The sequence below is a fragment of the Microbulbifer maximicatervae (SeqCode) genome, assembly GCF_052466985.1.
Map to the genome: position 1 here is coordinate 1492427 of NZ_CP174298.1, position 14452 is coordinate 1506878.

The 14452-nt window shown below is 44.5% G+C and carries 11 protein-coding genes; 2 read left to right on the forward strand and 9 right to left on the reverse strand.

Going from position 1 to position 14452, the window contains the following annotated elements; genetic code table 11:
- Positions 1–15: 15 nt before the first annotated feature.
- From pglX to ACJJI3_RS06530, 3 genes are all read right to left on the reverse strand, one after another.
- Entirely contained in the window at positions 16–3741 is a 3726-nt protein-coding gene (gene pglX, locus ACJJI3_RS06520; protein WP_444941914.1) for a BREX-2 system adenine-specific DNA-methyltransferase PglX, read from the reverse strand.
- A 93-nt stretch (positions 3742–3834) separates the two neighbouring features.
- Complete coding sequence (gene pglW, locus ACJJI3_RS06525) at positions 3835–8013, reverse strand: BREX system serine/threonine kinase PglW (protein WP_444941915.1); 4179 nt, start codon at positions 8011–8013, stop codon at positions 3835–3837.
- Complete coding sequence (locus ACJJI3_RS06530) at positions 8014–8226, reverse strand: helix-turn-helix domain-containing protein (RefSeq protein ID WP_444941916.1); 213 nt, start codon at positions 8224–8226, stop codon at positions 8014–8016.
- A 519-nt stretch (positions 8227–8745) separates the two neighbouring features.
- Here ACJJI3_RS06530 and ACJJI3_RS06535 point away from each other — a divergent pair.
- Positions 8746–9288 (forward strand): hypothetical protein, encoded by a 543-nt coding sequence (locus tag ACJJI3_RS06535; RefSeq protein WP_444941917.1) that lies wholly within the window; start codon positions 8746–8748, stop codon positions 9286–9288.
- The gene (locus ACJJI3_RS06540) at positions 9281–9604 is read left to right on the forward strand and encodes a hypothetical protein (RefSeq protein ID WP_444941918.1); all 324 of its coding nucleotides are present in this window, start codon (positions 9281–9283) and stop codon (positions 9602–9604) included. Before ACJJI3_RS06535 ends, ACJJI3_RS06540 begins: the two co-directional genes overlap by 8 nt.
- Before the next feature lie 115 nt (positions 9605–9719).
- Here the strand turns inward: ACJJI3_RS06540 and ACJJI3_RS06545 are convergent, their stop codons facing one another.
- From ACJJI3_RS06545 to ACJJI3_RS23055, 6 genes are all read right to left on the reverse strand, one after another.
- A complete protein-coding gene (locus ACJJI3_RS06545; protein ID WP_444905427.1) occupies positions 9720–10754 on the reverse strand; it encodes an IS481 family transposase in 1035 nt (344 codons plus the stop codon).
- Between the two features lie 262 nt (positions 10755–11016).
- Positions 11017–11532: a YcxB family protein gene (locus ACJJI3_RS06550; protein WP_444941919.1), complete on the reverse strand. Its 516-nt coding sequence runs from the start codon at positions 11530–11532 to the stop codon at positions 11017–11019.
- A gap of 480 nt (positions 11533–12012) precedes the next feature.
- On the reverse strand, positions 12013–12222 hold the full coding sequence (locus ACJJI3_RS06555) for a hypothetical protein (RefSeq protein ID WP_444941920.1): 210 nt from the start codon (positions 12220–12222) through the stop codon (positions 12013–12015).
- On the reverse strand, positions 12222–12656 hold the full coding sequence (locus tag ACJJI3_RS06560; RefSeq protein ID WP_444941921.1) for a hypothetical protein: 435 nt from the start codon (positions 12654–12656) through the stop codon (positions 12222–12224). The genes ACJJI3_RS06555 and ACJJI3_RS06560 overlap by 1 nt, the downstream gene beginning before the upstream one ends.
- 614 nt (positions 12657–13270) lie before the next feature.
- Entirely contained in the window at positions 13271–13513 is a 243-nt protein-coding gene (locus ACJJI3_RS06565; RefSeq protein WP_282953295.1) for a hypothetical protein, read from the reverse strand.
- Between the two features lie 107 nt (positions 13514–13620).
- Positions 13621–13974, reverse strand: coding sequence for a DUF6559 family protein (locus ACJJI3_RS23055; protein WP_507021835.1), 354 nt, complete (start codon positions 13972–13974; stop codon positions 13621–13623).
- Positions 13975–14452 lie beyond the last annotated feature (478 nt).

Sequence of the window (14452 nt, forward strand, 5' to 3'; positions counted from 1 at the left end):
TCTATTTCCTATCTTTTATTCAGCAACGGTTCTGCGGGCTCGGCCACGACGAGCCCGAGCAGGCGCAGGCGGCTCCCAATTGAGCAATTCATCACGACTGACATTCAATTGACGGAGTTCTTCAAGCAGGAACCCTTCATAGTAATCACCCATACGCTCACCAAACTCAGGATCAATTTCGTTGTGCCACTGTTTGAGCCAGGGGATTAATTCATCGATAGCAACCAACATGGGGGTGAGTTTGTCAGCCTGCCAGCCTTCACCCTCTTTTCTATCGATATACCAAGAGGCGATGGCCTGCGCACGCTGCAGGTGATTCATACCCGCCCAGCCAATGACCAGAGTGGAATCACCTTCTTTTTCGCAGCCAGGCAGACTGAAGAAACGCTCTTTGGGCACATCGAGTTTGCCACGCAAGGGCCAATAGCTAGATTTTCGAAAATCACCAGCTATATATTTTGGAGGAATTGGAATAGCCCCAACCGCATTAGCTTTTTTTGATTCTGCCTGCTTTTTTGCATTCTCATATACTGCAAGCTTATCTGGATCAATTGAATCTGATTCCGAAAGGGGCTGATCAACACCAAACTCCACATCAATTTCATCCTCCTGGCGTTGCTTTTTCCATGTTTCCTGCCAAGCTCGAAATTTCTTCATTGCCTTGGGCTTGTATCGGCCTGAAGAGAATTGAGGAACATTGCTTTCAGAAACCAAATCGCTGATCAACTGCTGAAAGTCAAAAAGCTCATCACCTTTATAAAAGGAAGCCACCTTAACAAAGTCCTTATCGCCTCTTACCCTATCAGCCAAGCTTGCACAGGTTGTTAATTCATCGCTATTCCTTAAATAGTTAAATTCTAGTGATCGTAACATCCAAGCTTTACATGAAAGACTAAATTCATCTAACTTTGCGGACTTATTGAACAGCCCCTGCCGCCCAATCCATCGACGTTTATAGTGAGGATCTTCTATGACTCGAATTTCTTTGACATCTTGAATCGCCTTTATACGAGAACGCCAAGCCTCTTTCATAGTTTTAGGCCATTCCTTAGGAATTTCGTTAGGGACGTCAAAACCATCCTGATTTAGCTGAGAAAGTATTTCAAACGGTCTCTGACCAACATTCACATCAACACCAAGCCACTCTTCAATATTGAAAAGAAAGCTTTTATCAACCAAGCCAAATGCCCAGTAACATGACCAATCAATCTCTTCTTGAACAATAACCTGCTTAGAACGTATTACCTTCCGCTTACTCAATGCCTCATTCCAAGAGTTTTCTAAATCAACACCATTTTCTAAAGCATTTTCTAAAACCCAGTCGCCCGACAAATTGCCACACTCAGCAGCGAGGCTATCTGCCAGCTTAGACAATGCCAAAATGGAACATCTAAATTCCCCTTCTTTCATCTCACGAGGCAGGGGAATCTTTTTTAGCGCAGTTCCAGAAAACTGATAAGGAACTTTTGAAACAAACTCAATCCGTACTCCATCCCCACCTGTCATCTGCTTTTGATGACAAATTTGCTTCATGTAAAAACAAGACAACGATGAATTAAGATAAGCTGTCATCGAAAGGTAGTCTTCTTGAGTTGCTTCGCTATTAAGCTTAATTATCGGAGCTGTCTGCTTAAAAACCTTACCTCCTCGATCAAGAACAAAGTGGTTATGACTAGCGACCTCAGCGAAACTTATCGACATCTCGCTCAGAAATCTCTCTTTCTGAAATCTGCTCCACTCAAACCATATAAGCCCAATCTCCTCTTGAAACCCATTCGGCTCACGACGATTTCGCAAGACTTGCTTATTGGGCCAAAGGACTGACCTCAGCTTCACATCTGGAAGATTTAAGGTTGGATTTAAATCATCATCATATGGAAAAATACAGCCTGTCTTTAATTTCAACTCCCAGTCTCTTACAAACTCCCCTTCCACAACTCCAATCGACCAACGATTGTCTCCTGTATATCTAGTCCAAGCATCCAGTGGCGCAAAGTAAGCATCATCACAAGCAGTATGCATCATACGACCAATAACGGGAGCTACATCTCCCAAACTCCCCGCTGAGTTTTCATCAATTAGAGACTTTGTTTCACTTGCCCCCCCTCCAGTTAAACTCCAAGGGTGAACGCTATAACTTTCCCGATCACGATCTTCAATTGACACGAACTCATTGTCGTCTCCAACTTTATCAATCCCGCACTCAATCGCACTCCAGACCTTCCCAAATGCAGGGTTATCAGGTGTTTTTGGCTCCGCTCTGACTCCAAGCGCCACCCTGATTTTTTTATCCGGTTTAGACTCTTGATTTCTAGCAAAAAGAATTACTGTCGGCGTTCCGTGCCCAGGGATATATGCTCCAGACGTATCAATAATATGTGTTAAATCTCTCCTAATTAAATACTCTTCAATAAGCTTGGTCCCGAACTCCCGTTTCATGAAACTATTGGCTGTTATCATCCCCATAAATCCAGCAGGTAATCCATCGCCTGGGGAAATAGTCAAATCAAAAAAACGTTCTGTAAATGGAACCCCTAAAGAGTATTGTCTATGGCAGGTCGGGTAGCGATCCCTATATGCTTGGTTAAGAGCCTTGTCTCTAACAACAATATATGGAGGATTCCCTACAACCGCATGGTATCGCTGCCCAAGAATCTTCAAGAGCTTTTCTTTATCTTCTACCTCCAATACATGCTTAACTGGATCTTCATCCAACAAATTGGTTTGTAACCCCTGCCCCTGCCATTCAAATCGATAACCATGCAATAACGAATCGCCACAAGCCAAATTAAAATGAAAATTAGGTGCATCTTTCACTTTATTTGCACCAGAAGCCTTCATGGAGGCAATCAATAAACGAAAACGGCAAATAGCAATAGCATAAGGGTTAATATCTACTCCATGGACTACATCCAATGCTCGCTGCGCTAATTCTCTTGTATTTGTTGCTGGTTCGCGTTTTACCCAATCATCAAATACTCGCTCGAAGGTCGTTAACAAAAAGTGGCCGGAACCACAGGTAGGATCGATTAAACGAAGACCAGGTAGACCAAAGGTATCCTTCGCTTTTTCAAGGGTGTAATCGAGAATAAAGCTTTCAACAAACTCTGGGGTTTGCAGTAGTGCATAGCGCTTGCGCACTGATTCAGATAGATCCTGATACAAATCTCCAAGAAAACGTGTATCCCATTCACTATCGGTAAAATCGTGAATAACCTCACCACTTTCCGCATCAATCTTCTGAAAGAAATCGATTAACTGTTTTGCACCATCCGCAGAGACCGGAATCTGCCATAAGGGGTTATGACGATGATCTAATAGCTCAGCGATAACTGGAAATTTCTCTAAATCCTCAAACAGACTGAACAGATACTCACGCTCTTCGTGCGTAGGGTTTTCATTGAAATAAGCGACCATCCGCTGCTTTGCATGATCAAGTCGTTTTTCTCCCTGGGCACTATCAACGGGGCCTGCTAACACAGGCTCTGTCAGCAGCTCGTTATCCTCTAGAAAACGCACAAACACACAGCTCAGCACCCAGGCCACAGCCGCCTGAGTAATCTGCGCCTCACGCCAGGCAACAAAATGCTCAGCCGTACGGCCTGCCTCACGGGCTTTTTCGTATTCCTCCTGAAGGTGTACAGTCAAATCATCACGAGATTCGCTATAAGCCAAAATATCCTTTTCGATTTTTGGCAGTTCACCCTGGAGGTCTTTTAATAAAGCATTTCTATCGATCATTATTTTTCCATTTTCTAGCGTCTGCTTTTTCTAAATCTTCGCTAGTTTTCATCAGATGCTATATCTGACTCCGTTATTTATATGAACGGCTAATTAAGCCTGCTCAATACTTAATTCATCTACATCTAGCTCTAGCCAACCGCTGGATATCCGTGAGAACTCACTACTACCCGCCCCTAGCGGCACAGTTACACCATCTATCGAGGCAGCAGCACTTTGAGCATCGGCAGCAATCAATAAGATGAGCCCATAGGCGTCATCAAAGTTCATCAAGTGGTGGCGAAGATCACTCAACCAGGTACTAACCAAGTTGTACCGCGCTATCAAACCGGGCTCCGTCAGTAATACAGGTTGGCCTGCGCTTTTAATTTCTTCCGCCATAGCTGGTAATGCCTGCTGCACCAAGCGCTGCAAGTTCTGCCAGTTTTTTGAATTTTTTTCTGCAGCATCAGCCTTAAGCACGACATTCCAATCTGGAGGCTTTGGCATCCCATCGCAGATTTGATGCAGGTGGCGTAATAACAGCTCGTCAAAGCTAACATGCTTTAATGGGTATTCTTGGCATAGCCTGTCTTTTACTGCCTGCAACTGGCGAGGCTTAACCGTTAAGGCAAGGAACCGCGCAGAACTCACCGCTGTAGCAATTTCATGATTAACAGTACGAATGGCTTGTAAGCTGGCACCATCCAAATCAGTCTTGCGTGTATAGTGGTATTGAGTTTTTGTTTTCGAGGCCAAGGCTGTGAGACCTACAATCGGTAAACAGTAGGCACCATTGGGCTTGTTACTACCGGCAGGAAATTGATAGTTACCGTCCCATTCGAAACCTAAATCCAATTTCTGTACAAGAGCATCAAGCTCTGGTCGCCCAGGTAATTTCTCGGCTGACGGATACCGCCCCGCTACACGGGCCTGCACATCAGCAACATTTAGAGCTTTACTACCCAGTAATGCACCTTGAGCCAATTCGAGCGCCAGTGCTGCTTTCATGTTTCGCGGATAGAACTCTGCTCGACTGGATAGCGCTGCACTTTGCGAAGCTGCCGCCGCCAAACGCAAAAGGCGATGATTACTAAGGCCATTAAAAGATTCGGGGGCTGGTACTGCTCGGATTTTTTCCAATGCGCGAACGGGTGATAACAGGGGCTGAGCCTCGGCACACTCGTCAGCCAGCTCACCCAAATCATTGGAGTAGTCTGCCAGCTCTTCTCCCATTGCATTGCGGTCATCAGCAATCAGGAATCGATTACCAGAACGACGCAACATCCAGCGTGGCTCCTGCTTGCTGAGCTCGGTCTCTACAGCCACCCGAACAACAGCTTGAGCCCAACGCTCACGAAGCGGGCTATCCTGAACTGAGCCTCGACGCAGCAGCACTGCGTCTGCCAGTTCAATGGCAGTCATCACACCACCGTTCTCGTCCAGTAGCTCAATGATTTCATCACGCAGTTCTGTGACAGCTTTGACCTTACCCCATTGAGATAGCACCTTGGCGGTAAGCTCCCTGACCTCACCGGTTTCTATACCGACATGGGCACTGAGCTTGGCTGCTGTTGGCCAATGAACATTGTGAATCCCCTTGGGAATTTCACCATCCAGGCGACCGAGATATTCATTCAAGAAGCGCAGCTTGGTTTGGTCAGTAGCCTTAGTAACCTTGGGCATAACTGAGCTAAAAATGCGGTCAACGCTAACGACACTCGCATCTGCTGTTTCTAACGTCCTGGCTTGGAGGCTATCGACTAAACGGCTCTGTAATTGCCCTATGACTTCAGAAAGCTCGGTACGAGTCTTCACCCCCACTCCGGTCCACACTCGAACTCGGCTACGGCTAAGTTTGATCAGGTCAGCCACTGTGTTGATGTTTTTGCGGCTCAGGGTATCCAAAGCTTGTGGCGACAACTTCAGCAAGCCAATTTGTGTATCCAGCTGTGCCTCGGATACCGGACAGGTTTTGTCACTGTCATGAACTGTTGGGTGCTGAGAGTCTTTGCGGGCTTCGTGAAAAACCTCGCGCCAGGCGCGAAGCATATCCCCTGCATTGGCAAAACGTTCACGAACATCACGCACCAGCGCTTTTTTAAAAAAGCTCACCATTCGGTCACGGATGGTGGGATCAAATACCGTACGATCTATATCTAACTCACCTTCAATTTGCGGGGGCAAACCCTCGGTCGATGCCCAGCCGGGCAATGCGCCTGCCGCCATTTCGTAGAGAGTGAGCGCTGCGGAGAATCGCTCGGCAAAATCATCCCAGCGGCGACGTCCTGCATCGCGGATAAATGGGTCCATGTAGGCGACGGTGCCCGAGGTAATATTGTCAGAGCTGACATTAGATAGGGAGAAATCAAACAACACCAGATGCAGCTGGCTGCCCTGCTTCACCAAACCAATATTCTCGGGTTTGAGGTCGCGGTGAACTATAGCTTGGTCTTCCAGATGGGCAACAGCGCTAAGTAGGTCATCACCAAATCGCTCTAACAGCTCAAGCTGTACCGCACCAATACTGCGGATTCGCTGCGCAAGGGTACCTTCGCTGGTGTAGTCGATCAGCAGCGAAGTGTGACCGACGATATCCACTGTTTTATGATAGGCGACGATAGACTGATGCCGAAGCTTCCCCAGGGTCTCACCCTCTTGCATCAACCGGCGGTTGTGCTCTTGGGTAGATGCGATTTTTAGTACTCGCTCCTGCCCTTGGTGGTCGACCAGAAAGACAACCGAGCTTGCGCCTTTACCTAGGCGTTTCTTGACAGTAATGCCACCCTCGAAGGTGTCGCCCTTCAGGGCCTCTGTTGGGTCACTATTGCGCTGTGTCTCTGGACGGGTGATTTCCTCTTCAATCTCATCGAGACAGTCGATCACGTCATCAACGGATTCGAGACGACAGCTAAGATCGGGATGGGTGGCATATTCCACTAGGTACTGCAGCATCTCACTGGCACCGTTGATCTCATCGGTAATCTGCAAGCCACTACCTCGACTGAGCTTGTCCTGCAGCTCCAGGTCACTTTCAGCAGGTTTCTTGCCAGTAAACAGGTGATAAGCAATTGCGCCGAGCGAGAAGACATCCATATGAACGCCATCGGCCTCGCCACTGGCATGTGCTTCCAGCGCAACATAGGGACCAGCCTCTTCCTGTACCATACGGCTGAGGTGACTAAAAGCACTGATCTGACGGGTCTCGGCCTCAAACACCCGCTCTGCCGTAGACCAGTTGGCGATTTTGATACTGTATTTATCGTCGTCGAGCTGCTTCACCAAAATACTCTGCGGGCTTAACGCTCGGTGATAGAGCTTTTGTTTGTGGGCATGTTGGACAGCTTCGGCTATTAGGCGCAACAGGCTAAGGGCCTGCATGGTATCCAGGCGCGTTACGTTGTTGAGATGCAATAACATGTGGTCGAGCCGGAATGCGGTGGGGTCATACTCATACACCAGTGCCGGGCCATGATCGTGCTGTTGATAGTCTTTGGCTTTAAGAATACCGGGGTGTTCGATACCTTCGAGCAGTCGGAATTCCAGCTTTGCCGCTTTTTGCAGACGCTTAGCCTCATCTTCCGGCTTGCCATAGGTCAGATAGATCCGCACTTTGCGCTCCACCCCCAGGTCAGAGTGTATGGCAAACCACTCCTGGAAGTGATCCGCCTCATCTAGTAGATCTGTGAGTTCATAGTGTCCCACCCGCCGCATTCGGACAGACTCTTTTATCCCTGCATCCTCTACAGCGCGGGATAGCATCTTAGCCACTGGGGTGTTTAACCGGCGATGACGCCAGCTCTCATCCATATAAGTAATGTCGTTATAGAAGTTATCACGTGTACAGACGTTGATACGGGCTGGGCCTTCGAGCTTGTTGATCAGATTTTCGGCCGATAGGAACACAAGTGCATTGATAAATGGAATACGCTCTTTACTACGCTTGGCAGAAGGCTGCACCTGCAGTAAAGATGCCAGCTTTTTAGCTTTGCGATCTGTAAGGATACGGGGGTTATCAAAAACCTTGCGCCCACCATCGGGCTTTTCCCACACCCAGGTCCCTGCATCACCCTTCATCACACCAGGATGGGATTTAATTTCAATAAGGAACAACCCCTTGGGAGTGAGCACCATCAAGTCAATCTCATTGATGGAGCCATCCAAGGCGATAAACTCAAAATTTGACCAAGCTCGGTACGGGTCGTGATCTGGCAGGACTTGCTTGACAAATTCCAGTGCCTCACGTTCCCAAGCAAAATCTGACGGGGTGATTTGCTTCCAGAATTTATCCATTTATGACTTTACCTCCGCACTAATCTCCAGCATCTCGCCGACACTGCAGTCAAAAATTTTGCAGAGTTTCTCTAGTGCCTCGAGGTCTACTCGGGTCGCTTTCTCGTGGTAGAGCAATGAAATGGTGCTTCGATTCAGACTAGTCTGGCGAGCAACATCAGAAATGTTCATTTTTTGCTCACCCATATAGCGGGAAAGGTTGCATCTGATCATTATTTATACCGATCTCAATCTTGTCTGACTGCTTGGGTGTATAGGCAGCTTGATCTACTAGATTGCAACTTGCTACGCAGAATAGCAAGAACAACCAAGAGTTTTGTATGAGAAACATTTTGTGGGCGGTGGCGATCCTGGGCCCTCAGCAATATAAGCTCCACCCGCCACCGAGAAGAGATATAAGAATGAATTGAAAGGAACAAAAATTAAGCAACGGTAATTAAATTGGCACCAAAGCTATAAATACAGAGTAAACACAACAGATCATAGAGATTCCCAAACCCCAAAGGATTTTCCTAATTCTGCGTCTGCAGCAACCGCTTCCCAACCAAAGAAGACCCACCCACAACTTGAATATCAGCAGAAAAACACATTGATCATAAAATGTCGAACCTGCGAAAACTTTTGAATTGGGACGAATGTCTCCACTACAAGTAGTGAACTAGCAATTAACTACCTGCCTACCCGGCAAATGTTATGCTCTTACAATCAATAACATCGAAATGGAGTTCAAAGATGGGTAAAAAGAAGATACCTTTCAAACATCAGCTAAAAACTGTACAAGACATTACTGACCGCATATCTAGAATCTATTTAGAAGCACAGGAGAGAAAGAAGAGAGCATTCTTTAGGACTGTCATAGATCCGAATGAAGCTACTATATATCAGGAAGGCTCACATGGTAGAGGCGGAATAAGTAAAGGGGTTAGGCATTGTGACTACAAATTCTCAAATTCTGATCCTATGTGGATTGAACCCAGTGACGAGCACGGTTTGTCTTTCTCATCGACGGTCAAGCATGCTGTCTCCACAATGGAATTTCTAGGCGGATTTCAAAAGAAGGGAACTAAAGTTAACTGTGCCTATTGGATTATAGAGGACAGTCAGCATATCCCTTCTGGAATGAAATTTGTACAAGACCCTGACAACCCCGCTCATTATTTACTGGCAGTAACAGAACGAATGCGAGTTGATGAACTCGTTTTCAAACTAAGATCTATATCTGATAGAATGGCCATCATGACAGACCTACAACTGGAGGCTTATAAAAATGCTTAAATTTAAAGAGTCTGAGTTTGATGCTAAAAGCCTCGCTTTACATTACGCTAAAGAAATGAATGATGAACTTCTTGAAGAGTTTATCAATTCAAAAGTAAAAATTAATTCGAACGAAATGGCAGCTTCATTAACAGAATCATTTTGGAAAATGACAGACTTAGCAATCAAAGATAATGAAGAGCAAAAAGTCATAGAGGGAATTACTGATATAGAGTTCTGGATGCATAAACTCTTTAACAAATTTTCTGGCTACATGCTTATTAATGGTTTTGAAGAAGTTTGGGAAAGTACATCAAGCAAGATACGTGCTAATTAAAACCTGGTATTGCCTTGCTCCAATTTAAGGGAGTATGGGCTTTCCCTCACCTGTAGTAGTTCAGACTTGATCTGACAGTTACCGGTTTCTCAGGAGATGCTCTGTCAGGTCAAATTCAGTTTACGAGCTTTTCCTTCCAGATGCTTTTTCCATCTTCAAGAGTTGCTAACGGTGTTCGACCGCAACACTTCTTACCCTGATGAGTTCTCTCATTATTGTAATATGTGAGCCACTCGTCCAGATCCGTTTGTAACTCTTCTATTGATCCATAGATCTTGCGGCGTAATGAGGGTTGGTAGAACTCTTGTAAAATGGTCTTATGGAAGCGCTCACAGATTCCATTAGTTTGTGGATGTCTGGCTTTTGTCTTAGTGTGTTCTATTTCGTTCACACTTAGATATAACTGGTAGTCGTGCTGTTCCAATTTGCCACAATACTCCGTACCGCGATCAGTTAGGATACGCAGCACTGGTAGATCATGTAAGGCATAAAACGGTAGTACACGGTCATTCAGGAGGTCCGCCGCAGTGATTGGCGTTTTGGTGGTGTACAGCTTGCAATGAGCCACCTTTGCATAGGTATCGACATAGGTTTGTTGGTAAACACGTCCGACGCCCTTAAAGGTTCCTACATAGAAGGTATCCTGCGAGCCCAGATAACCTGGGTGTTGAGTATCAATTTCACCGCAGGCTTCATCATCATGCCGTTTTCTCTCCAAAGCCTGAACCTGTGACTCTGTGAGGATCAGTCCCTCCTCAGCGACCTTGGCCTCAAGTGCCTTTAATCGCAATTTGAAGTTAGCCAGGTCATGCCGTAACCAGATACTCCGAACGCCACTAGGGGACACAAATACACCGCGTTTACGCAGTTCATTGGAAACTCGAACCTGCCCATGGGCAGGCTCTTGGAGGGCATAAGTTAACACTGCCTCTTCAATGACTGTGTCAACACGGTTCTTGTGGTTGGGCACACGCCGGTTCTTCTCAAGAAGGGCGTCCACACCGCCACTTGAAACGGCTTCCTTATAGCGATAGAAAGTGTCTCTCGACACACCCAGCATCTTGCAAGCTTTGGAGATATTGCCGAGTTCTTCTGCCAGATTTAGCAATCCGGTCTTGTGTTTGATGATGCGATCATTAGTATGGATCATGGGGTTTATCCTTGGTTTTGCTTTTAGGTTTAGGCACCTTCATCAAAACCGGTAAACCCCTCTTTTTCAAGAGGATGTGTCAGATTTGGTCTGAACTAATACACCTCACCCCCTTGGTCTGTCAGTATCTTGGAAATAACTACCCTTGTACTTGGCGATTCCCATGTACTCTACTTTATTTAGAAGCTAGCGCTTCCTACAAATAGTATTTTTCTTAAAAAGGCCAGATACCACACTCTGACCTAAATGTATCTTGGGTGTATTATGTATGCATTTTCAATGTATCTAAAAGATCACCTTTAAAATCAATTTGCTCTAATGATTCAGCTGTAAAAATCAAAGCTAATGCTTGATCTACAAAAACATAAACTGCCCCATTAACTTCCTCTACCTGCTCAACCACTGCCCAACTATAGAAACTATGGCCATGTTGACAAGTTTCTTTAATACCCTCTGGAGTAATCTCATACTCTTTAGAGCCTAATATTATTCCATCTTTATTTGGTGTAAAGCACTCGCCTATTTTTACAGCCAAAAACCTACTAAGAGCAACATAAAAAAGAAACGCAAGTGATATAACCATAACTAATATGAACGGACTCAGCTCAATTTTCCCACTCTTAAACTGAACACAAGACATAAAAACTAAACCGATAGCCAGCCAAACAACTAGGTTCTTAAGAATCGATATCCATGTATGAGATTTCAAACGACTACATACCACATAATCACAATAGTTATTATAGTCAGCTTTAGAGGTTACTACTTTAAATTTCAAACGAATCTCCACAATCTACATCATATATAAAGGTCAATCTACCTTAAGCCCAAGCGTAAATTCTTTTGGACACACAGCGAAAGCTAATAACATCACTATACTTCTACTCCCTGAGGCGCTTTTCTGCCTTAATAAATCTTCTGAACGTATATACCATTACGGCAATATAAAGGGCAATTACTATCGCCATAGCAGAAATATCATAGACGTTTATTACCCAGCTTTCTGGGTGTTGATCTCCTTGCACCAATAGCGTAGTAGTTAGAAATGACACTAACAGCAGCAGTATAAATACAGCAGTTATCAATAGAAGTTTGCATGCCAGGAGTATAAATCTCTTCATGAAACAAAAACCTAGGTTAGGCAATTGAGGGCAGATGCAACCTGTACCTATATTTGTCTAAATAATTAGCTCAATACGTCTTCCCTGCATAAGGGAGGCCTTAACTACTTTAACCTTTTTACTTTATGTCCTGACCTTTAGACTGAGGTTAAAGTGGGGCCCTTATTCTCCCTTTCGTCAATCATTCTTTCGGTCAGCGCCCTCAAACGTCCCATGTACAGAATAGCTTCTTGAAGCTCTTTAGCTTCTTCATCATCACATTCGTTAATATCAACATCACACAATTTTTCTTCATAGCAAGCAAGAGCTTCTCGTATATAGTTCAAATCTTTGTAGTTATAAGACATCACCTAACTCTCATATATTTTTTTAAGGCGGCAAGCTTTTCAAAATACTCGGAAACAGGCATATCGATTTCCGCTTCAATCGAGTAGTGGGTATTGCCTTCTGCATCGGGAAACATATCTTTTGCAATAAACAATCCTGATTCCAATCTCGCATCTTTGGTAATTATCCACCGAGCATCCTTTCCCTCTCTAAATGGAACTTTGCTACTGATACCATCAAAAAGTGATACCCCACCCGATTTAGTCAAAATATACGACTCTGAAGAGCCTGGCATCCGATAGGATACGATATCGTTTCGTTTGGGCCTCTCTTCGCCCGCTCTCTTGTTTTTCACCATCATTAGCCGATGGTCCTCACGAGACCTAACCTTATCGATCTGCGGATTATCAAGCTTTCCTTTCCTAAGCACCACATCCACATCAAATCTCTTCATATAGACTTGATTGGCAAGTTTGTGGATTTTGCGTGCCCTAGGCATCATCCCGTGTAAAGCCCAAAACGTTTAGATTTGTTTACTCACTCCATAAGTTTCAATCCGATGTTGGTAAGCGATATTACTTCAATACTTAACGACGAGCCATAGCCAGCCGCAAACCCGATCCCCTTTGCCATTTGAGCCATAGCGAATCCAATTAGTTAACTCAGTAGCTTGAAGCGACTCCCCAACTTCCCAGTACCTAATTCCCGTCTTTTACTGATCCACGTCCACAACCCCAAACCGACAAAAATCTACAAGCTGGGACATACGTCTTAGCAATAGTGCTAGAAGTGATAGGAAATTAAGTAAGGATAGGCATCCACGCCCCCAGGTGAGAGATCTATGTCTATATCTAAAGCGAACGAAAATTAGGCTATAGGGGTTGTCCAGGTCAGGCTTCCCAAGGAAGAAGGCCCTACCCCTCTCTGTATAAGTTAAACTTTATTTGGCAACGAGATACATATCTCCACGCCCTGCTCCAGCCTTTTCTTGAGTAAACTGTACAAAATGTACATAAAGTAAGTTGTTCCAAAAAGGCCCGAAGAGCCGTAGCATATTACTTGTGTTTGTTAGGCACCGGGCTCACCAGAAAGAAGGAAGTATGCTGTGTAGGCTAATCCAGCTACTAACAACCAAAATGAAATACTGACAATCACCACCAGAAACCCAATTGGCTCTCTCCCCTTCTTTGTGAAAGGTTTACAAATTAGATTGCCAGGGAAATGGAACATGACCTCGACAATGATTGTAAATATAGTCTCAACAATAAATCGACCGAGAAATCTAAATACACCGCCTATTACTTCTTCCACTAATTCTCTCTCCGAACTCAGGATTTTTGACGCCTAAAGCACTTACAGCAAAATCAAATCGAAGCAACGGTTTTTACACCGTATGCCTTTTCGTTTTAAATGTGAGCTCAATCCGAACCTCCTGAGTCAGAAAATTCGTTGCTACAATTGGATTCTACTAGGGATGAATCACTTCTATTCATAGAAATCACAACAGAATCAATTTCTTTCCTGGCCTCGATTGAGCTAAGACTTACGCCAGATTCCGTACAATATTTATCAAACTGCTTTTTATCTGACCACATGTATATTGCGTACATTTGATACTTAGTCAGTTTGGGATAGTGGTTTTGAACACTATTAGCCACCTCAAAGGCTAAATACTTTCTCTTATTCCCCCAATCATTTGATAATTTACGCCTTAAATCCCTTTTGAAGATCCGTATGGCCTTGCGTTTACTTGACAATTTTAAAAACCACACGATCGGGTACCTTTACCGATTAATTCAAAAGCTACATCTGTATATCATGCTTCTCTCTAATTCTAAAGCTCATATATCCTACAACACAAAAAAATACAGAGAGTCAAGAAACCACCTTTAACTGATAAGTATGTCAAATAAAGATATAGAGCAACCTTCTATATTTTTGTACTTTCTTTGCTCTGTATATTTTTAGAAATGCTTTATGAGTCAATGAGGTTACCCACAAGTAACGAGCCGGCAAAAACCTAAAAATTGTTACGAATTCCTCACTCCCAGTGTTTAAGTAACTGGAAAATAAGTTAAGTTATGCCTCCCGCCCATAATCCCTTGTCATCTATCGAGGAGACATCTACGTGCGCATCAAACATGAACAAAAAGTAGGACTAGAGAGCCTTGCTGTAGTATCTGTTTGATAGATGGTACATAACTGTAAGAGTTTCTATCTCTTGGGCAAAGTATGGGCTACCTCATTCAT